Origin of the sequence: Rhodoplanes sp. Z2-YC6860 (assembly GCF_001579845.1) — a bacterium.
GTDB lineage: Bacteria > Pseudomonadota > Alphaproteobacteria > Rhizobiales > Xanthobacteraceae > Z2-YC6860.
This window is the reverse complement of sequence record NZ_CP007440.1, coordinates 4,861,436-4,880,081: the sequence shown is the minus strand read 5'-3', so window position 1 is coordinate 4,880,081 and position 18,646 is coordinate 4,861,436. Positions and strand designations below refer to the sequence as shown.

The window sequence follows — 18,646 nt, the reverse complement described above, 5'->3', positions numbered from 1 at the left end:
GCACGGAGGCGACCATGCGAAACCCGATCGCAATCGCGTTGACCGCCGCGGTCGTGACTGCGGCTGCAGGCTTTGCCGCGATCCATTTCTTTGACGCGCCCGTGTCCGGCCCGGCCGCGCCGCCGCCGTCGGTTCCGGTCGTTGCCACCACGGTGACGCAGCATGACGTGCCGATTTATCTCCACGGCGTCGGCACCGTCGTCGCCTACAACAACGTGATCGTGCGCAGCCAGATCACCGGCCAGATCGTCAACATCGCATTTACCCAAGGCCAGACCGTGCACAAGGGCGACCTGCTCGCCGAGATCGATCCGCGGCCGTTCAAGGCACAGCTCGATCAGGCCATCGCCAACCGCGATCGCGATCAGACCCAGGTGGTCAACGCGCAGGCCAATCTCAATCGCTACGTGCCGCTCGCCGAGAAGGGCTGGGCCACCCAGCAGCTCGTCGACACCCAGCGCGCGCAGCTCGCCCAGCTCACGGCGATCGTTCAGTCCGACGAGGCGGTTATCGAGCAGGCCCGGACCAATCTCGCCTACACCAGGCTTATCGCGCCGATTGATGGGGTCACCGGCATCCGCCAGATCGATATCGGCAACATCATCCATCCGACCGACATCAACGGCCTGGTGGATGTCACGCAGATCGAGCCGATCTCGCTGATCTTCACGCTGCCGCAGACCGATCTCACCCGGATCCAGCCCGCCATGGCCAAGGGCGCGCTGACCGTCGACGCCTATAGCCAGGACGACAAGGTCGAACTCGACGAGGGCAAGCTCGATCTCGTCGACAACCAGATCATTCAGACCACCGGCACCATCCGGTTGCGGGCGAGCTTTCCGAACACCAAGCGCCAGCTCTGGCCGGGCGAGCTCGTCAATGCCCGGCTTCTGGTCGAGACCCGCCACAACGGATTGAGCGTACCGGCCGAGGCGATCCAGCAGGGGCCGAATGGCGCCTTTGTCTGGGTGGTCGGCACAGACGGCACGGCGCAGATCCGGCCCATCACCATGGCGCAGATCAGCGACGGCCAGGCGCTGATCGATACCGGCCTCCAGCCGAATACGACCGTGGTCACCGCGGGCCAATACCGGCTGCAGACCGGCGCACAGGTCCGCGTCCTGAAGGGTGACGCCACCAAGGACGTCGTGTTGCAGAGCGCGGTCGAGCAGGCCATCCCATGAATATCTCCGCACCCTTCATTCACCGGCCGATCGCAACCGTGCTACTGATGGCAGGCCTGCTGCTGTGCGGGCTTGTGACCTACCGGCTGCTGCCGGTCGCGGCGCTGCCCAACGTCAACTATCCGACCATCCAGGTGACGGCGCAGCTTCCCGGCGCTGATCCCGACACCATGGCGTCGTCGGTCGCGACGCCGCTGGAGCAGCAGTTCTCGCAGATCCCGGGCCTCACCCAGCTCACCTCGTCGAGCGCGCTGGGATTCACCCAGCTCACCGTGCAGTTCGACTTGAGTCGCGACGTCGACAGCGCGGCGACCGACGTGCTGGCCGCGATCAACGCGGCGTCTCCGTTCCTGCCGCAGAACATCCCGTATCCGCCGACCATCAAGAAGGTCAATCCGGCTGAGACGCCGGTTCTCCAGATCGCGCTCACCTCCGACAGCCTGCCGCTGACAACGATCGACGCTTATGCGGAAAGCATCCTCGAGCCGAAGATGTCGCAGGTGCCCGGCGTCGGCCAGGTCAGTGTCGGCGGCCAGCAGAAGCCAGCGATCCGCGTCCAGGTGAATCCAGAGGCGCTCGCCAACCGCGGCATCTCGATGGAGGACGTCCGCAACGTGCTGACGCAGGCCAATGTCGACCTGCCGAAGGGGACCCTGAACAGCCCGCAGCAGACCTACACGCTCAACACCAACGACCAGGTGATCAAGCCCGACGCCTATAACGACCTGATCGTGGCCTATCGCAACGGCTCGCCGGTGCGCATCCGCGACATCGGCAACGCCGTCGAAGGACCTGAGAACGACCTGCTCGCGGGCTGGTACAACGGCCAGCGCGCCATCTCGCTTCAGGTCCAGCGCCAGCCCGGCGCCAACGTCATCGAGACGGTGGACCGCGTCAAGGCGCTGCTGCCGCAGCTCCAGGCCTCCATGCCGCCGTCGATCAAGCTGCATATCGTCTCGGACCGCACCCAGACGATCCGCGCTTCGGTCAGCGACGTGCAGTTCACGCTGATACTCACCATCGCGCTGGTCGTGATGGTGATCTTCCTGTTTCTCCGCAATTTCTGGGCGACCGTCATCCCGGCCGTCACCGTGCCGCTGTCGCTGATCGGAACCTTCGCGGTGCTCTATGCGCTGAACTACAGCCTCGACAATCTCTCGCTGATGGCGCTGTCGATCGCGACCGGCTTCGTGGTCGACGACGCCGTGGTCGTGATCGAGAACATCGTCCGCTACCTCGAAGAGGGCATGAGCCCGATGGAGGCCGCGCTCAAGGGATCGAGCGAGATCGGCTTCACCATCGTGTCGATCACGCTGTCGCTCATTGCCGTGTTCATTCCGCTGTTCCTGATGGGTGGGTATATCGGCAAGCTGTTTCAGGAGTTCGCCATTGCGGTGAGCGTTTCGCTGGTGATCTCGCTCATCGTCTCGCTCACGCTGACACCGATGATGTGCTCGCGCCTGCTCAAGCACAATGGCGGACAGCATGGACGGCTCTATCGGCTGTCGGAGAAGGGCTTCGATGCGCTGCTCGCGGTCTACGACGCCGGCCTCAAGGTCGCGCTGCGGCACAGATTCATCACCCTGATGGTGATGCTCGGCACCATCGGGCTCACCGGATACCTTTATGTGGTCATTCCCAAGGGCTTCTTCCCGCAGCAGGACACCGGCGTCATCGTCGGCATCGCCGAGGCGGCGCAGGATATCTCGTTCCCGGCGATGTCGGATCGCGTAAAAGCCGTGTCCGCGGTGGTCCAGAAGGATCCGGCCGTGTACTCAGTCGTCGCCTATATCGGCGCGGGCGGCGCCACCGCGACACTCAACCAGGGGCGCATGTTCATCACGCTCAAGCCGCAGTCGGAGCGCGACGTCACCGCCGACCAGGTGATCGCCCGCCTGAACACCAAGATCGCCAACATCCAGGGCATCAGGCTCTATATGCAGGCCTCGCAGGACATCACGGTCGGCGCGCGGCTCTCCAAGACGCAGTATCAATACACGCTCACCGATGCCGACCAGAACGAGCTCAATCACTGGACGGCGGTGTTCCTCGACAAGCTCAAGACCATTCCGGGCATCACCGACGTCGCCTCCGACCAGCAGAACGCCGGGCCGCGCCTCAACGTGACGGTCAATCGCGAGGTGGCGTCGAGTTTCGGCATCCTGCCCCAGACCGTGGACAACACGCTCGACGATGCCTTCGGCCAGCGCATCGTCTCGACCATGTTCACGCCGCTCAACCAGTACCACGTCGTGCTCGAGGTCGATCCGCGCTTCCAGACAGGCCCGGACGCGCTCCGCAACATCTACGTGAACTCATCCACCGGCCAGCAGGTGCCGCTGAGCACGCTGGTCAAGAGCAATCTCACGGCGGCGCCGATCGTGATCAATCACCAGGGCATGTTTCCGTCGGCGACGATTTCCTTCAACTTGAAGCCCGGCGTGGCGCTCGGCGACGCGGTCGCGGCGATCCGCGCCTTCGAGCAGCAGAGCGGCAAGCCGGCCTCGCTGGTCACCGCGTTCCAGGGCAACGCCAATGCCTTCCTGTCGGCGTTGTCCGGCGAGGTGCTCCTGGTCGCAGCATCGCTGATGGTGATCTACATCATTCTCGGCGTGCTCTATGAGAGCTTCATCCACCCGATCACCATCCTGTCGACCCTGCCGTCGGCCGGCATCGGCGCGCTGCTGCTTTTGATGGCAGTGCACATGGACCTCAGCGTCATTGCGATCATCGGCATCATTCTCCTGATCGGTATCGTCAAGAAGAACGGCATCATGCTGGTCGACTTCGCGCTGCATCTGGAGCGCAACGAAGGCGCGAGCCCGGAGCAATCGATCTACAAAGCGTGCCTGCTGCGCTTTCGCCCGATCCTGATGACCACCATGGCGGCGTTGCTCGGCGGCGTGCCGCTGATGCTCGGTTCCGGCGCCGGATCGGAAATCCGCCAGCCGCTCGGCTATGCGATCGTCGGCGGGCTGTTGCTGTCGCAGGTGCTGACGCTGTTCACCACGCCGGTCGTCTATCTCTATCTCGAACGCCTGACGCGCTGGTTCGGCGAGCGGCGAGTGACCGAGAGTGTTCCGGTTCCGGCCGAATAGGGCCATTGGGGCTTCGGCAGCTTGCCAGCATAATTTCATAGCAGCCATCGAAGACAGCCGGGCGGTCTGATCCTGCCAATCGGTCACAAACGTCCAGACGTCGCACGTCTTCACCACGAGCAGATATCGGGTGGCTTGAAATACGAGCATATACCCCTATTTGCCGAAGCTCGACCGATTGCGGGCAAACCGAATTCCGAGCGACGGAGAATTACCATGCACGCGCCCGTTCCCAAATCGCAGGCGGCCAAGCGCACCCTGCCGACCAGCGCGATGACGGTGTTCAGCTTTCTTGCTGCGGTGTTGCTTGCGGCATCGAGCGCCGCGCCAACGCCGCTTTATCCGCTCTATCAGCAGTCGCTGCACTTGAGCCCGCTGATGATCACAACGGTGTTTGCGGTCTACGCCTTCAGCTTGCTGGTTGCGCTGCTGACTGTCGGGAGCCTCTCGGACCACATCGGGCGAAAGCCTGTCATTGTCGCTTCGCTCCTGCTGAACGTCGGCGCGATGCTGCTGTTCGTGCGGACCAACGATCTCGCGCATCTGTTGTTTGCCCGCGCGGTCCAGGGGCTTTCGGTCGGCACGGGCATCACGGTGCTTGGTGCTGCGATCCTCGACACCAACAAGCGACACGGCCCGCTGCTCAACAGCGTGTTCATCTTTCTGGGCTTGACCGTCGGAGCGCTCGGCTCGGGCCTGCTGGTCGCGTTCGCGCCCAATCCCATGCATCTCATCTTCGAGGTTCTGCTCGCAGTGACGGCTGTGCTTTTCGTCGCGCTGTGGGCCATGCCGGAGACCACCGCCGGCAAGGCCGGCGCGTGGGCGTCGTTGCGACCCCACGTCGCCGTGCCTGTTCAATCGCGGGCCGCGCTGCTCCGGCTGACGCCGGGCAACGTCGCGGTGTGGGCGTTCGGTGCGTTCTACCTGGCGCTGATGCCCGCCATCGTCGCGACCGCAATGCATGCTTCATCGGCGCTGACCGGCGGCGTAGTGGTCGCCACCTTGATGGCGACCGCGGCGATGACGGTCGCGGGCGCGCGCAGCCTCAAGCCGCGGCTTCTGGTTCAGGTCGGCACCGTGATGCTGTCGCTTGGTGCCGCAATTTCGCTGTTCGGCATCGAGCAGCAGGCGGTCGGTGCGCTGTTCGCCGGCACGATCGTCGCGGGTGTCGGCTTCGGCGCGAGCTTCTCCGGCTCGCTGCAATCGCTGTTGCCGACCGCCCATGCCGATCAGCGGGCAGGGCTGCTGTCCGCCTTCTACGTGCAGTGCTATCTGGCCTTCAGCCTGCCGGCGATCGCGGCCGGTCTCGCGATCCCGCGCATCGGGCTCGCCAACACCGCATACATCTATGGCGGCGGGGTTATCGTGCTGGCGTTGATTTCGATGGTTGCCGCGCTGTTCGGCGGCGACACGACGCATACCAGAACCGATCGTTAAGCCGTACTCTTTCTCTACATTGGCCCGGAAGTTGCTCGTACAGTGCGCGGCGACGAATGCCGACCGGACCACTGCGAGAGAAACGATGACGCGCCATCAGGCTCAACAATCAGGCGGCCCCCAGCGTGAGGGAGGACGGTTCCGTGTGACGCGACGGGGTGTCTGTGTTCTTGGCTTGCTGGCGATGCTCGCTGCAACTCCGGCGCAAGCTGCCGACTGGCCGACACGAACCGTCACTGTGGTCGTGCCCTACGCGCCCGGCGGCTTCACCGACATCCTGGCGAGACTCGCCTCGAAGCATCTGTCGGAAAAATTCAACCAGCCTTTTGTGATCGAGAACCGGCTCGGCGCAGGCGGCTCCATTGGCGCAACCTACGTCGCCAATGCCGCGCCTGACGGCTACACGCTTCTGTTTGGCTCGGCTTCGCAGTTCGGCGTTTCGCCGTACATCCAGAAGGTGGGCTACGAACCGGACTCATTCGCGCCGGCTTCGGTGTTCGGCACGATCCCGTTCCTGCTCGGCATCAAGGCGTCGCTTCCGGCCAAGACCGTGCCGGAATTCGTCGCGTATGCGAAAGCCAATCCGGGAAAACTCAACTATGCAACCGCGGGCAGCGGCGCGACCAGCCATCTTCTGGGCGCGGGGTTCGGCGCACGCGCGGGCATCGACATTGTCCACGTGCCGTTCAAGGGCTCGGCCCAGGCCACTGCCGCGCTGGTGCAGGGCACCGTGGAGATGGCCTGGACCGGCGTGTCCGACATGGCGGCGCAGATGACCAACGAAAATATCCGCGTGCTCGCGATCTCGTCGGCGAAGCGGCTTTCGAGCCTTCCCGACATCCCATCGATTTCAGAATTCTACCCGGGCTTCGCGCTGGATACCTGGAACGGATTTTTCGCGCCGCGCGGCACACCGCGCGAGATCGTCGAGAAAATTTCGCAAGGCACCATCGAAGCGGCGAAGCAGCCCGATATCGGCAAGCGTTTCGTCGATCTCGGCATCGATCCCAAGACCACAACGCCGGAAGAACTCGCCGAGATCATCAAGCGCGATCAATCGGTGTATAGCGGCTTGTTGAAGGCCGCGGGCCTGGTGCCGCCAGTCGCAAATTGAGGACGGACAAATCTTGAAACGCTTCAGCTTGCTTGCGGCGCTGCTCCTCGCAGCGGGTCTCGTCATTCCGGCCTATGCCGACCCGGCCTATCCAACGAGGCCTGTTCAGATCGTCGTTCCCTATCCGCCGGGCGGGTTGACGGATGTGCTGACGCGCGCCGTCGCTGAGCGGCTTTCCAAGACCTGGCCGCAGCCCGTCATCACGATGAATCGGCCGGGTGCCAACGGCGGCATCGCGACCCTTTCGGTCGCCAAAGCACCCGCCGATGGGTACACGCTGCTGTTCGGTACGGACGCGACGCTCGCGACCAATCTCAGCCTTTATCCGAGCGTCGGCTATGACCCGATCAAGGATTTCGCGCCGATCACGACGCTTGGCACCTACCAGTTGATGCTTGTCGTCAACAAAGACGTGCCGGCCAGGAATTTCGCTGAGTTCATCGAATACGCCCGCAACCATCAGCCGCCGCTCAATTTCGGTTCGGTGGGCATCGGCAGCGCGCACCATCTGGCAATGGAGATGCTGAAGTCGCTTGCGAACATCAATCTGGTGCACGTCCCTTATCGCGGCGGCGCCCCGGCGACACTCGCTCAGCTGACCGGCGAGATCCCGGTGATGTTCAATGGTCCGGCATCGATTAAAGAGCATGTCGAAGCGGGCAAGCTGCGCGTGCTCGCGGTGACGGGCAAAACCAGATCGCCGGCGTTTCCCGACGCGCCGACCATCGCGGAGTCCGGCTACCCGACCTTCAATATCGTGAACTGGTACGGCCTGCTGGCTCCGGCCGGAACGTCGCCGGAGATCGTGGAGAAGGTCAGGGCAGATGTCGCCAAGGTGATGGAGCAGCAGGAGTTCAAGGATTGGATGGCGAAGCAGGGCATCGAGCCGCTGGTCGGCGGCCCGGCTGAGTTCAGCGCGCTCGTTGCTTCGGAAATCCCAAGGCTGGGCGCCGTGGTGAAAGCATCCGGCGCAAAGCTGGAGTAGCGGGACCGCGGCGAGAAAGCATGGTCCGTTTGACGGAACGGCCATGCGCATTTGCGCGTCAGGCATTGCCATTTTTTCTGGCGCTGCGATTGCTTTCCTGAAACAGTCTTTGTCTTCCCCTCCGTCCATCCGCTCATGAAAGGCCTGGGTTTGATGAGCCATCCTGATGTGCTTTTCGTTTCCTATCAGGACACGCTGAAGCTTCTCTCCGTCGAAGATGCGATGAGAGTCTGCGAGGACGTCTACCGCATGCATGCGCGCGGCAGTGTCGTGCTGTCGAAGCCGCCGAGTTTCAAGCTCGACATCGAGGAAGGCTTCCACAACCATTGGCACGTCAAGGGCACGCTTCTGAAGGACATCCCGGTGACCGGCGTGCGGATGTACAACTATTACAACGACGGTCATCGCAACACCGTCGGTGGGCTCGATTGCACACGGTGGATCGCTTTGTCCGATCCGATGACCGGTCATGCGCTTGCGATCGTGGACGAGCATCTGGTTTACGGCCTGCGCAGTGCCGCCGCCGCCGTGATCCCTTGCAAGTGGCTCGGTCCGGTTTCGCCGAAGGTGCTGGGACTGGTTGGCATCGGCTCGATGGGCACCAATGCCATGCGCTGCCTTCTCACGCAGTACAAGTTCGAGCAGATCCTGGTGACGTCGCGGCGGCCGGAAAGCCGAGAGGCTTTCGCGGCGGAATGGTCGAAGACTCTCGGCATTCCGGTCGTGCCGAAGGAGCGTATCGAGGATGTGGTTCGTGCGGCCGACATCGCGGTCGGCGGCACCACCTCGTCGGAGGTCATGACCCGCGAGGCTTGGCTCAAGCCTGGCGCGGTGTTCATTTCGCTCGCCCGCCGCGAATTCGAGCCCGAGGGCTGGGTGAAGGTCGACAAAGTGGTGATCGACAGCTGGGAGATGAACTACCTGATGCCGTTCTTCAAGCAGATGGTGGATGTCGGCACCTTCACCCGTGACAAGCTCCACGGCGAGATTCACGAGGTGGTCGCAGGCACCAAGTCCGGCCGCGAGCGGGCCGACGAGCGCATCCTGATCCACACCACTGGGCTCGTCACCCAGGACGTCGCGATCTGCCACTATCTCTATCAGCAGGCCAAAGGTAAGGGCCTGGGCATCACGCTGCCGGCGGCGCGCGCGCCGGTGTAAGGGAGCAAGCCGTGCTGAAGATCATCGACCTCAACACCGCCGTGGCCGAGCCGATGGAGAAGGGCCGCGGCAGCAAGATCAAACTCGTCAACACGTCGCTCGGCACCGAAACGCTCGACGTGCATTTGAACAAGCTCGTGCCCGGAGGCCCGCGCGGCAGCCTGCACAAGCACAGCCAGGCCGACAACGTCTACATCGTGCGGAGCGGTGAGGGCGAGCTGATCGCGGACGGCAAGTCCTACACCGTCAAGAAGGACCAAGTGGTCTTCATCCCGGCCGGCATGCCGCATTCGCTCAGCAACGTGTCGGACGAGCCGTTCGAGATTTTCGAGATCTACGCGCCGGCCGGCTCGAAGTTCGATTTCATCGCCTGTTAGCGCTCTTTCTTCTCGACCACCGCAAAGGTGCGGCCCACGGTCTCCGGCAGCAAGAACGTGAAGACGAGGCTGATCGCGGCGCCGACGATGCCGAGCATCATCGCATCGCGGAGCGAGCCGACGAGGCCTGCCGCGATGATCGCTGGCACGATATAGGGCGCCATGCTGCCGATCAGGCGGCCGATGTTGAAGATCGTCGAGGTCGCGGTGGCCCGCATCTCGACCGGGTAAAGCTCGGCGAACCATGGCCCGAACTGGCCGATCGAGGCCTGGCCGAACCCCCAGAGCAGATACGCCCAGAACAGACCCCAGCTCATATAGTCGCCGGGAAAGCGGGTGGCGCTCGTTGAGTGGATGGCGATGAGGCCTGCGAGCCCGATCAGTGTCGCGACGATGATCGAGACTCTGCGGCCAAAGGCATCGCTGATATAGCCACCGCCGATCATGCCGACCGCAGAGACCGCGGCAAACCACAGCGTGATGGCGCGCAACGCACCGAGATTGCCGCCGAGGTCACGCAGGATCAGCGTCGGCATGAAGATGCTGATGCTCTGATAGGCGATGATGTAGCCGCCCGCGATGATGACCCCGACGACGAGATAGCGCAGCGACGCGCCCTTGAATATCTCGACGATCGGAGTGGTCTGGGCAAGCTTCTCCGGCGGCAGTTCGCCGGCGCTCTCCCGGCGCTTGAACTCCTGCCACAGCCGCGACTCCGGCATCTTCGATCGCACGAACAGCATCAGCAGAAGCGGCAGGCCGCCGACGCCGAGCGCCACGCGCCACGCGGTGTCGGCGTCGAAATAGGTCAGCGCCACGGTTGCGGCGATCGAGGCCATCGCGGTGCCGGCCGACGACATCGCCTGCACGATGGCGCTGCCGACGCCACGGCGGCGATTGTCCCAGACCTCGTTGAGCAGAACCATGCCGGCGCCCCATTCGCCACCGACGCCGATACCGGTGATGATGCGGAAGATGAGCAGCGAGTTGAAGTCCCACGCCAGCGCCGAGGCGAGCGATCCGAGCGCGAGGAGGAGCAAAGTCCAGAGCAGCGCGTTCTTGCGGCCGATCTTGTCGCCGAGCCAGCCGAACAGGATGCCGCCGAGCACGGATGCGGCGAGCGTGCCGGCGACGATCAGGCCGGTCTGCGATTGACTGACGTTCAGCGATTTCTGGATCGGGATCATCAGAAACGCGATCACGATCAGATTGTAGAAGTCGAACGCGTAGCCCAGGATCGCGGACCACGCGACCATTTTGCGCTCACGCGGCGTGTAAGTCAGTTCCCCAGCCATGATGTCCTCCCGCAGGCGCATTGACGTTGCGCGTGTTGTTGTTACCCAGCAAATCCATCTGGCGTGATGGCGGCTGCATGGTCAATGGGCAAGCGGCCGGCATGCATTCCGCGGGCAGCAGGGCTGCGGGCCCGCTGAAGGCCGATGCGCAGACGGGGCGGACACCTGATGTGTAGCTGGCTTCAAGTGATCCGGGGAAGGCCATGACAGCCGGTATCGATTTCACCAGTCAGGAGTTCTTCCGCAATCCCGCTGCGGCGATCGAAAAGCTTCGGGCGTCGGGCGCGGTGGTCGACGCGAAACTGCCGATCATAGGCCGCACATGGATCACGACCACGCAGGACATCGCCGGTCAGGTGCTCAAGGACAGCGAGACTTTCACGCTGCGCAAGGACGGCAACGTCGCTGGCATGCGCTGGTGGATGCCGCGGGTGATCCGCGTGCTCTCGAACAACATGCTGACGACCGACGAGCCGGACCACAGCCGGCTGCGCGGCATCGTCGACGAGGCGTTCCGCCGGCGCGCCGTGCTTGAAATGCGGCCGCATATCATGGCGCTGGCCGATCAACTCGCCGGCGAGCTGTTCTCGGATGGGGCGCCTGCCGACCTGATGGTGCGCTATGCGCGGCGGCTGCCGCTGTCGGTGATCTGCGAATTGCTTGGCCTGCCGCTCGCCGACCGGCCGAAGTTCATCGCCTGGTCGAACCGGCTGATCAACCTGTCGAGCCTTGCGGGCTTCGTGTTGCTCATCCCGAGCATTCTTTCGATCAAGCACTATCTGGAGCAGCACATCGAAGCCGTTGGTACGAGCGACGGCGAGGGGCTGATTGGCGAGTTGGTCCGGGCAAGGAAGGACGGCGCGCAGATCAGCAATGAGGAGATGGTTTCGACCATCTTCCTGCTGCTGTTCGCCGGCCACGAAACCACCACGCACCTGATCGGCGGCTCGGTGTTCGAGCTTCTGAAGAATCCGGCGCTGCGCGATTGGCTCGAGGAAGACTGGAGCCGCGCCGATCTCGCGGTCGAGGAGTTTCTGCGCTTCGTGTCGCCGGTGCAGTTCTCCAAGCCGCGCTTCGTCAAGCGCGACATGGAGCTTGGCGGCGCCGCGCTCAAGCGCGGCGACAAGATCATGGCCATGGTGGCGGCCGCCAACATGGACCCGGACGCCAACGAGACCCCCGGGCGGCTCGATCTGGCCCGCCGGCCGAACCGCCATGTGGCGTTCGGCGCCGGCATTCACTTCTGTCTCGGCCATCAGCTTGCGCGCGTCGAGGGCAAATGCGCGCTGGAGGCGCTGTTCAAACGCTGGCCGAAGCTGCGGCTCGCCACAGCGCCCGCGGATATCCGTTGGCGGAAACGGCTCGGCATCCGGGCGCTCGAAGGCCTGCCGGTCGCCGCGCAATGATCTGTGGGCCGGGGAGATGCCAGTGCTGGCCAGCCGCCGTCGCCACGGTATAACGCATCGGCATGTTGAAAAGTCACAGCTGGGACAGGTCCGTGGGCGCGCTGGTGGGACTGGCGATCGGCGACGCGCTCGGCGCGACGCTCGAGGGCTCCCAGCGCGACGCCGCGCCGCCGGTTTCCGATATTGTCGGCGGCGGTCCGTTCGAGCTGCGGCCTGGCGAGTGGACCGACGACACCGCGCTGGCGCTTTGTGTTGCCGATTCGATCATGGCCTGTCAGGGCCTCGACCAGGACGACCTGCTGCGGCGCTTCAGCCGCTGGCGCCGCTACGGCGACAACTCCTGCACCGGTTCGTGTGTCGGCATCGGCAACACCACCTCGGAGGCGATCCGGCGTTTCGAAAAGACCGAAAACCAGATCTCCGACCTGACCGATCCCGAATTCGCCGGCAACGGCTCGCTGATGCGGCTAGCGCCGGTCGCGATGTACTGGCATCGCGAGCGCGCCGACGCGCTGAAGGCGGCGCGAGACCAGAGCCTCACCACCCATAGCACGCCGGTCGCGGTCGAGGCCTGCGCCTATTTCGCCGATGTGCTGCTTGACGCCATCGAGGCACAGCCGAAGGAGCATGTACTGCGGCCCCGGCAATGGCCGGCGAACCGGGACATCGATGCGATCGCGCGCGGCTCCTGGATCGGCAAGCAGCGCGCCGACATCCAGTCCTCAGGCTATGTGGTCCACACGCTCGAAGCCGCACTATGGTCGGTGTGGCAGACCGACAATTTTCGCGACGCCGTGGTGCTCGCCGCCAATCTCGGCGACGATGCCGACACCGTCGCGGCCGTGACCGGGCAGCTCGCCGGCGCGGTCTGGGGCGTGTCCGACATTCCCAGGATGTGGATCGAGCGGCTTGCCTGGCAGCAGCGCATCCGCAAGCTTGCCGCTGCGCTGTTCCACGGGCGGAATCCGACGATGAGCGAGGAGCGGCGCCGGACACTTCCCCGGTAGCCCGGCACCGGCCCAGGAATCCGGCCCAGGAATCCGGCCCAGGAATCCGCGTGCCCCTGATCAAAAGATCGGGATTGGTTCGATCTAACAACATCTAGTCTAACAACAAAAATGTGGAGGCTAGACCATGTTGGTGCGATAATACGTGCATATGCACTCAATGCGGCATCCGCATTGACGTAAGCGGGAGATGACAATGGCAACCACCATCAAAGTGAACGGACAAAGCCACACCGTGGATGTCGATGACGACACGCCGTTGCTCTGGGTGCTGCGCGACGTGCTCGGTATGACCGGCACCAAGTTCGGCTGCGGCATGGCGCTGTGCGGCGCGTGCACGGTGCATGTCGACGGCCAGGCGGTGCGTTCGTGCATCACCACCATCGACACCGTCGGCACCTCGGAGATCACCACCATCGAGGCGGTGGGCCGCACGCCGGCGGGCCAGGCGATCCAGAAGGCCTGGGTCGACCTCGAAGTACCTCAATGTGGCTACTGCCAGTCCGGCCAGATCATGTCGGCCGCGGCGCTCCTCGCCAGCACGCCGAAGCCGACCGACGGGGACATCGACAACGCCATGTCCGGCAACATCTGTCGCTGCGGCACCTACACGCGCATCCGCGACGGCATCAAGCAAGCGGCTGTGGCCTCCGGACGGCAGGGAGGCTGATCATGACCGGGCAGATCGATCTTTCCGCGCCGCAATCACCGTCGCGCCGCGACATGCTGAAGGTGGGCCTGGGCGCCGGTGGCGCCCTGTTCGTGGCTTTCGGCATTCCCTCGCTGGCCAAGCGTTTCCAGCCGGACGGCGACGCTCCGAGCATCGTCACGGAGGCGCAGGCCGACACCGCGCCGTTCGCGCCGAACGCTTTCATCCGCATCGAGAAGAACGGCGGCATCGTGCTGATCATGCCGCAGGTCGAGATGGGGCAGGGCACCTATACGTCGATATCGATGCTGATCGCCGAAGAGCTCGAGGTCGGGCTCGACCAGATCAAGGTCGAGCACGCGCCGCCGAGCGACAAGCTGTACATCAATCCGGCGTTGGGTTTCCAGGTGACCGGTGGCTCCACGTCGGTGCGTGGCTTCTACCAGCCGCTGCGGGTTGTCGGCGCCACCACCCGCGAGGTGCTGATCGCGGCAGCGGCCCAGACCTGGAAGGTCGATGCTTCGAGCTGCCGCGCCGAGAAGGGCGTGGTGATCCACGACGGCAGCGGCCGCAAAGCCCGCTACGGCGAGCTGATCGAAGCCGCTGCCACCGTGCCGGTCCCGGCCGATGTGAAGCTGAAGGACCCGAAGGACTTCAAGCTGATCGGCACGCCGGCCAAGCGTGTCGATATCGTCGACAAGACCAACGGCCGGGCGCAGTTCGGCATCGATGTTCGGCTGCCGGGCATGAAAGTCGCGACGGTCGCGGCGTCGCCGGTGATCGGCGGCAAGCTCAAATCGGTCGACGACACGCAGGCCAAGTCGGTCAAAGGCGTGCGGCAGATCGTCAAGCTCGATGACGCGATCGCGGTGGTTGCCGATCACATGGGCGCCGCCAAGAAGGGGCTTGCGGCGCTCAAGATCGAATGGGACGAGGGCGAGAACGCTCACGTCTCGAATGCCACCATGGTGGCCGATCTCGAAAAGGCCTCGCACAACAACGGCGTCGTGGCGCACAGCGAAGGCGACGTCAACGCAGCCATCGCCGGCGCCGCGAAAACGCTCGATGCGGTCTATCAGCTGCCGTTCCTGGCGCACGCCACCATGGAGCCGATCAACACCACGGTGCATGTGAAGAAGGACTCGTGCGAGGTCTGGTGCGGCACCCAGGTGATCACCCGCGCGCAGAAGACCGCGGCCGATGTTCTCGGCCTGCCGCCGGAGAAGGTCGCGGTTCACAACCAGTATCTCGGCGGCGGCTTCGGCCGCAGACTCGAGATCGAGAGCATCACCCAGGCGGTGCAGATCGCCAAACAGGTCGATGGACCGGTGAAGGTGGTCTGGACCCGCGAAGAAGACATCCAGCACGACATCTTCCGCCCGTATTACTTCGACCGGATGCGGGCCGGCCTCGATGCCTCAGGCAAAGCTGTGGCGTTTGACCACCGCGTGACCGGCTCATCGATCGTGGCGCGCTGGGTGCCGCAGATCTTCAAGGACGGTCTCGACCCCGACGCGGTCGAAGGCGCGGCGGGGCCGTACGGCTTCGCGAATGTGCACGTCGACTACGTCCGGCAGGAGCCACCGAAGGGGCTCACCACCACCTGGTGGCGCGGTGTCGGCGTGACCCATAACGCTTTCATGGTCAAAGGCTTCATGGATGAGCTTGCGGCCGCGGCCGGCAAGGACCCGGTCGAGTTTCGTCGCATGCATCTCGACGGCAATCCCCGCGCCAAGGCGGTGCTCGATCTTGTCGCCGAGAAGTCCGGCTGGGGCGCGCCCTTGCCGAAGGGCGTGGGGCGCGGCGTTGCGCTCCTCTTCGGCTTCGGCACATATCTCGCGCAGGTCGCCGAGGTGGCTGTCGCGGCCGACGGCAATGTCAAAGTCCAACGTGTCGTCTGTGCCGTCGACACCGGGGTGGTGATCAATCCCAACACCATCGAGGCGCAAATTCAGAGCGGCATCATCTACGGACTGACCGCGGCGCTCTATGGCGAGATCACGTTCAAGGAAGGACGCGTCGAGCAGAGCAATTTCGACAACTATCAGATCCTGCGGATCAACGAGGCGCCGAAGATCGAAGTGCATACCGTGAAAAGCCCGGAGGCCCCAGGCGGCATCGGCGAGCCGGGAACCTCGGCGTTGGCGCCTGCGGTCGCGAACGCGATCTTTGCGGCGACCGGCAAGCGCTTGCGCAAAGATGCCGATCGACATTCGCGAACTGAAGAGCGCCTGAGGCATCGTTTCGGTGTGCAGCGACTGTCGCGTCGCTGCACACCGAGCATTCTTGCATTACATTGCGGCTCGATGTCCCGCACACGGAACCCACATCCGCTGACCAAGGCCCAGGCCAGGCGCATCTGGCTTGGCGCCCAGCGGTTGACCGAGTCTGCGCCCTTTGGCGCCGGACCCGATGCGACCCGCGCCGCGATCGAGCATCTCGGCTATGTGCAGATCGATACGATCAACGTCATCGAGCGCTCGCATCATCACATTCTATGGTCGCGTATCCCGGCCTACAGGCGCGGGGATCTGCATCAGGCCCAGAGCATCGACAAGAGCGTGTTCGAATACTGGACGCACGCTTTGTCCTACGTGCCGGTTCGCGATTTCCGGTTCTTCCTGCCGGCGATGCGACGCCACCGGCGCGAGGGTCACAAGTGGCTCACCGCGGTCAAAAGCGCCGACATGCGCAAGGTGATGAGGCTCCTCCGAAACAGCGGCGCGCTGACCATCCGCGACATCGACGACGATGTGCTGGTCGACAAGTCGCACCCATGGGCGAGCCGCAAGCCGTCGAAGCGCGCGCTGCAACTCGGCTTCTACACCGGCGTTCTCACCATTAGTGAGCGCGAGGGGATGCTCAAGACCTACGAGTTGATGGAGAGGCATTTCGGCTGGGCCAATCTGCCGAAGCCTGCAACAGCCGCGGAGGTGACGAGCTATCGGCTCGACCGCGCGTTGCGCGCGCAAGGCGTCGTGAGCCTCGACTCGGTCTGCTACATGGACGCGCCGGGCAAGGCCGCGACGCGGCGATTGATCGAACGGCAGGTCCGCCGCGGCGAGCTCATCCCGATCGCGCTGGAAGGTGCGGGCAAACAGGAGCATTGGGCGGCACCTGCGGCGATCGAAGCACGGGCGCTGAACACCGAGCTTGTCCACATCCTGTCGCCGTTCGATCCCCTGATCATCCAGCGCAAGCGCACGCATCTGTTCTTCGACTACGAGCACCGTTTCGAAGCTTACCTGCCGAAAGGGAAGCGGGTGTTCGGCTATTTCGCCCTGCCGGTGCTGGTCGGCGACGCGATTGTCGCAGCGATTGATCTGAAGACCGACCGCCAGAACGGGAAGATCCTGATGCAGAAATGGAACTGGATCGGCAAAAGTCCGCGCCGCGCGGTGAAGCCGAAAATCGAAGAAGCGCTGCACCGCTTCGAGCGGTTCCAGCTCGCGCAATGACGCCTAGGCCTTTCCCGATGCAGCCTTGTTGAGGTTGTCGCGCAGCGTCACGAGTTCATCGCGAAGCTGGCGGAAGCGCGACGTCGGCATGCCCGTGGCCTTGTGCATGCCGCCGCGGGTGCAGGCGACCTTTTCGCGTGCCGCCTTGCCGCGCGGGGTCAGGCGGATGCGCACCTGGCGCTCGTCTTCCGGATTGCGCTGCCGGATGATGTGGCCCGTCGCCTCCATCCGTTTGAGCAGGGGTGTGAGCGTGCTGGAATCGAGGAACAGCTTCTCGCCGAGGCCGCCGACCGTCTGATTGTCCTCCTCATAGAGCACGACCAGCACGAGGTATTGCGGATAGGTCAGGTCCAACTTGTCGAGCACGGGCTTGTAGACCCGGTTGAAGGCGAGATTGGCCGAGTAGACCGCAAAGCACAGGAAATCGTCGAGGTTCGGGATGTCGTCCGGGGCGGCCTGAATCTTCTGCGTTGCCATGGCCTTGGCCTCCTGATCGGCGGCTGTCGTTGCCACACAAATAGTTGATGCACGATTTAATCGCAAGCGGTTGATCTGGGATGTCGGTCGATTATTTATCGTGATAACTAATCGTGAGCGATTGAGCTCGAAGTGGCCCGAAAACCCCCAGGTCCTCGGAATTGTGAGGAGGCTCAGATGAATGTCGTTCTGCTCTACGCCGGGCGGTCCTTCCTGTCGTTGATGGTGGCGCTGGTGTGCAGCGCCGAGGCCCGCGCGGCCTCGACCGGGCAGGAGCAGGCGCCAATTGCTGCATTCGCGTCGCAGCCGCTCGTGCGCGCCCCAGCCGTTTCGTACCGCATCGGCGACCCGCGCGCCGTGCGGGGCTGACCCTTCACGCCTGTCCAACCCTCAACAACGGAGAACCACCATGAGCACGCAAGCTGGAAAAGTAATCTACACCGCGAAGACCCACACTGTCGGCGGCCGCGAAGGTGCGTCCCGCAGTTCGGACGGCCGCCTCGACGTCAGGCTTTCGCTCCCGGGTGCGCCCGGCAACGGCACCAACCCGGAGCAGTTGTTCGCGGCCGGCTGGTCGGCCTGCTTCGAAGGTGCGCTCGGCGTGGTGGCCAAGCAGATGAAGGTCGCATTGCCGGCCGACACCGCGATCGACGCGGAGGTCGATCTTCATGCCGGCGACGGCGGCTATTCGCTGAGCGCCCGACTTAACATCAGCCTGCCGGGGTTGGAGCGCTCAGTGGCGCAGGCGCTGGCCGAGGCCGCGCATCAGACTTGCCCCTATTCCAAGGCGACGCGCGGTAATATTGACGTGACGCTCAACATCGTCTGAACGGCGCTGTCAGGGACCGAACGCTCCGCAGGCTCCTCCAGCGGAGCGTTCGGTTTTTGCACAGGTGTCCGAGTCTGTTCGATGTCGCATCGCCGATTGGCTGACCTCGGGCGCGGCATTTGTGCGATGGTCGAGGGGGCTCGTCGAACTGCACCAGGGTCGCCATGCA

General features: G+C 64.1%; 15 protein-coding genes and 1 pseudogene. 14 read left to right on the top strand and 2 right to left on the bottom strand.

Features of this window, described 5'->3' with window-relative positions; translation table 11 throughout:
• The first annotated feature begins 14 nt into the window (after positions 1–14).
• From RHPLAN_RS22780 to RHPLAN_RS22750, 7 genes are all read left to right on the top strand, one after another.
• Positions 15–1,184, top strand: coding sequence for an efflux RND transporter periplasmic adaptor subunit (locus tag RHPLAN_RS22780; protein ID WP_068022358.1), 1,170 nt, complete (start codon positions 15–17; stop codon positions 1,182–1,184).
• The gene (locus RHPLAN_RS22775; RefSeq protein WP_068022354.1) at positions 1,181–4,282 is read left to right on the top strand and encodes a multidrug efflux RND transporter permease subunit; all 3,102 of its coding nucleotides are present in this window, start codon (positions 1,181–1,183) and stop codon (positions 4,280–4,282) included. The genes RHPLAN_RS22780 and RHPLAN_RS22775 overlap by 4 nt, the downstream gene beginning before the upstream one ends.
• A gap of 216 nt (positions 4,283–4,498) precedes the next feature.
• Positions 4,499–5,719: an MFS transporter gene (locus RHPLAN_RS22770; RefSeq protein WP_237179894.1), complete on the top strand. Its 1,221-nt coding sequence runs from the start codon at positions 4,499–4,501 to the stop codon at positions 5,717–5,719.
• 145 nt (positions 5,720–5,864) lie between these two features.
• Positions 5,865–6,833, top strand: a complete 969-nt coding sequence (locus tag RHPLAN_RS22765; protein ID WP_198164448.1) for a Bug family tripartite tricarboxylate transporter substrate binding protein — start codon at positions 5,865–5,867, stop codon at positions 6,831–6,833.
• Positions 6,834–6,846: 13 nt separating this feature from the next.
• Complete coding sequence (locus RHPLAN_RS22760; RefSeq protein ID WP_068022343.1) at positions 6,847–7,818, top strand: Bug family tripartite tricarboxylate transporter substrate binding protein; 972 nt, start codon at positions 6,847–6,849, stop codon at positions 7,816–7,818.
• Between the two features lie 153 nt (positions 7,819–7,971).
• Positions 7,972–8,979, top strand: coding sequence for an ornithine cyclodeaminase family protein (locus tag RHPLAN_RS22755; protein ID WP_198164447.1), 1,008 nt, complete (start codon positions 7,972–7,974; stop codon positions 8,977–8,979).
• Positions 8,980–8,990: 11 nt separating this feature from the next.
• Entirely contained in the window at positions 8,991–9,356 is a 366-nt protein-coding gene (locus RHPLAN_RS22750) for a cupin domain-containing protein (protein ID WP_068022337.1), read from the top strand.
• On the opposite strand, the gene RHPLAN_RS22745 is transcribed toward RHPLAN_RS22750, so the two are convergent.
• Positions 9,353–10,651 (bottom strand): MFS transporter, encoded by a 1,299-nt coding sequence (locus tag RHPLAN_RS22745; RefSeq protein ID WP_198164446.1) that lies wholly within the window; start codon positions 10,649–10,651, stop codon positions 9,353–9,355. The two genes, RHPLAN_RS22750 and RHPLAN_RS22745, sit on opposite strands and share 4 nt — an antisense overlap.
• A gap of 203 nt (positions 10,652–10,854) precedes the next feature.
• Here RHPLAN_RS22745 and RHPLAN_RS22740 point away from each other — a divergent pair, with 203 nt between their 5' ends.
• From RHPLAN_RS22740 to RHPLAN_RS40180, 5 genes and pseudogenes are all read left to right on the top strand, one after another.
• A complete protein-coding gene (locus RHPLAN_RS22740; RefSeq protein ID WP_068022329.1) occupies positions 10,855–12,057 on the top strand; it encodes a cytochrome P450 in 1,203 nt (400 codons plus the stop codon).
• Between the two features lie 92 nt (positions 12,058–12,149).
• Positions 12,150–13,064, top strand: a complete 915-nt coding sequence (locus tag RHPLAN_RS22735; protein WP_237179893.1) for an ADP-ribosylglycohydrolase family protein — start codon at positions 12,150–12,152, stop codon at positions 13,062–13,064.
• Between the two features lie 196 nt (positions 13,065–13,260).
• On the top strand, positions 13,261–13,734 hold the full coding sequence (locus RHPLAN_RS22730) for a (2Fe-2S)-binding protein (protein ID WP_068022323.1): 474 nt from the start codon (positions 13,261–13,263) through the stop codon (positions 13,732–13,734).
• Positions 13,735–13,736: 2 nt separating this feature from the next.
• A pseudogene (locus RHPLAN_RS40185) lies at positions 13,737–15,725 on the top strand (xanthine dehydrogenase family protein molybdopterin-binding subunit); the annotation flags it as partial.
• 294 nt (positions 15,726–16,019) lie between these two features.
• Complete coding sequence (locus tag RHPLAN_RS40180; RefSeq protein ID WP_068022319.1) at positions 16,020–17,171, top strand: winged helix-turn-helix domain-containing protein; 1,152 nt, start codon at positions 16,020–16,022, stop codon at positions 17,169–17,171.
• A gap of 3 nt (positions 17,172–17,174) precedes the next feature.
• On the opposite strand, the gene RHPLAN_RS22715 is transcribed toward RHPLAN_RS40180, so the two are convergent.
• On the bottom strand, positions 17,175–17,648 hold the full coding sequence (locus tag RHPLAN_RS22715; protein WP_068031680.1) for a MarR family winged helix-turn-helix transcriptional regulator: 474 nt from the start codon (positions 17,646–17,648) through the stop codon (positions 17,175–17,177).
• A gap of 177 nt (positions 17,649–17,825) precedes the next feature.
• Between RHPLAN_RS22715 and RHPLAN_RS22710 the strand changes: the two genes are divergently transcribed.
• Both RHPLAN_RS22710 and RHPLAN_RS22705 read left to right on the top strand, forming a co-directional pair.
• Complete coding sequence (locus RHPLAN_RS22710) at positions 17,826–18,017, top strand: hypothetical protein (protein WP_068022316.1); 192 nt, start codon at positions 17,826–17,828, stop codon at positions 18,015–18,017.
• A 40-nt stretch (positions 18,018–18,057) separates the two neighbouring features.
• On the top strand, positions 18,058–18,477 hold the full coding sequence (locus RHPLAN_RS22705; RefSeq protein WP_068022312.1) for an organic hydroperoxide resistance protein: 420 nt from the start codon (positions 18,058–18,060) through the stop codon (positions 18,475–18,477).
• Positions 18,478–18,646: the final 169 nt, after the last annotated feature.

Coding starts and splice junctions, on each gene's coding strand:
- RHPLAN_RS22705 (WP_068022312.1), top strand. CDS start 18,058: ATGAGCACGCAAGCTGGAAAAGTAATCTACACCGCGAAGACCCACACT.
- RHPLAN_RS22710 (WP_068022316.1), top strand. CDS start 17,826: ATGAATGTCGTTCTGCTCTACGCCGGGCGGTCCTTCCTGTCGTTGATG.
- RHPLAN_RS22740 (WP_068022329.1), top strand. CDS start 10,855: ATGACAGCCGGTATCGATTTCACCAGTCAGGAGTTCTTCCGCAATCCC.
- RHPLAN_RS22745 (WP_198164446.1), bottom strand. CDS start 10,651: ATGGCTGGGGAACTGACTTACACGCCGCGTGAGCGCAAAATGGTCGCG.
- RHPLAN_RS22730 (WP_068022323.1), top strand. CDS start 13,261: ATGGCAACCACCATCAAAGTGAACGGACAAAGCCACACCGTGGATGTC.
- RHPLAN_RS22755 (WP_198164447.1), top strand. CDS start 7,972: ATGAGCCATCCTGATGTGCTTTTCGTTTCCTATCAGGACACGCTGAAG.
- RHPLAN_RS22770 (WP_237179894.1), top strand. CDS start 4,499: ATGCACGCGCCCGTTCCCAAATCGCAGGCGGCCAAGCGCACCCTGCCG.
- RHPLAN_RS22775 (WP_068022354.1), top strand. CDS start 1,181: ATGAATATCTCCGCACCCTTCATTCACCGGCCGATCGCAACCGTGCTA.
- RHPLAN_RS22715 (WP_068031680.1), bottom strand. CDS start 17,648: ATGGCAACGCAGAAGATTCAGGCCGCCCCGGACGACATCCCGAACCTC.
- RHPLAN_RS22780 (WP_068022358.1), top strand. CDS start 15: ATGCGAAACCCGATCGCAATCGCGTTGACCGCCGCGGTCGTGACTGCG.
- RHPLAN_RS40180 (WP_068022319.1), top strand. CDS start 16,020: ATGTCCCGCACACGGAACCCACATCCGCTGACCAAGGCCCAGGCCAGG.